The sequence below is a fragment of the Cupriavidus sp. 86D6 genome (assembly GCF_057815095.1).
The window spans coordinates 1-1159 of sequence record NZ_JBYPSB010000046.1; the positions used below are offsets into that span (position 1 = coordinate 1).

Annotated in this window: 1 protein-coding gene and 1 pseudogene; both read right to left on the minus strand. The window is 60.1% G+C overall.

From position 1 onward, the window contains the following. Positions 1-31: 31 nt before the first annotated feature. Positions 32-676: a hypothetical protein gene (locus tag AC3G88_RS29385; RefSeq protein WP_488894493.1), complete on the minus strand. Its 645-nt coding sequence runs from the start codon at positions 674-676 to the stop codon at positions 32-34. Continuing rightward, positions 669-1159: pseudogene (locus AC3G88_RS29390) on the minus strand (hypothetical protein); the annotation flags it as partial. The gene AC3G88_RS29385 and the pseudogene AC3G88_RS29390, both read right to left, overlap by 8 nt.

Genomic DNA, 1159 nt, shown 5'->3' on the forward strand with positions numbered 1-1159 from the left:
CCGCAAAACGGGCACGGCTTCAGCTTCTCGCTCATTCTGTTTCTCCTGGGGTGCGGGTGCGCTCGACGCTCGCAGCAATTGAGATAAGCAAATCCCGGAACTCGGGCGGTGTTGCGTTGCGGATGCGCGTCTTGTCCTTGCCGCCTACCATCGCCATCATTCCAATGCGCCTGGCTTTTTCGTATCCGTAACGCTCCAGGGCAACCGGATGGATGCGCTGGCCGCTCGTGCCCCATATCAGTTCAGGGCGTTCCGTGCCAACGGCATAAAGCCACGTCGCTTTGCGGCTCATGTGGCCGTAATGGCCTTGCTCCACGTGGCATGTCCATCCGCCGAAGTCATCCGCCTTTACCCATCCGCCAGACTTGGGCGGCATTTTCAGACCAAAGAAGCGCCAGGCATGAGAATGCGCAGGGTGTTCGATGACGCCACCATAATTTCTGACAGCAGTAAGTGCAGCACCAAAGCAGCCGCCGTCCTCACCGAGCCGATACTGGTTTGGCTTGTTCGGGGCGCCGTGCCAGTACCGCCCCCACCTTTGACATGGTGGATGCGCAACGACAGGCTTCGAGCCCGAATAGCGCCTGGCGTCCTTGGCCTCATCCCACGGCTCCACACCAGGGATACCGAAATAGGCGCCATCGGTTTCAACGTACAGAGCCGCGATCTCAGCCACGGTTCCCTCCCGACTGCTCGCGTGACATGGCGGCGCGGATAGCTGCGCGTGGGTCATCCTTGAACACTTCGGCAACAACTCGCTCATGGGGCGCGGCCATGTGGTGCTCGATCACGCGCCAGCCAACGTCGTCGTCACCTATAGAAAAGCAGCGCAGGTCCCAAGATTCATCCTGCAGCGCATCCAATAGCATTTTGTCGCTCTCTGCCGCAGGGCTCATGACGCCAAACACTTCGCCCTCGACTGGCGGCTCCGTGTATTCCTGATCGGTGAAGAACTTGCCCTGCAATGCCAGCTTAGCAATGCTGCCGTCTTCCACGGTTGCGGTGTTCGATTCGTCCTCGTAGAAGTTAGGCGGCTCACCGCTCACGGTGTCCCATGCCGACGAATCGTGCATGGTGAAGTGGCTACCGTTCGCATAGAAGCGCAAGGCATCCAGCAACCCAGCAGGCACCGCCCACGCATCGGCCTGTACCTGCTGGG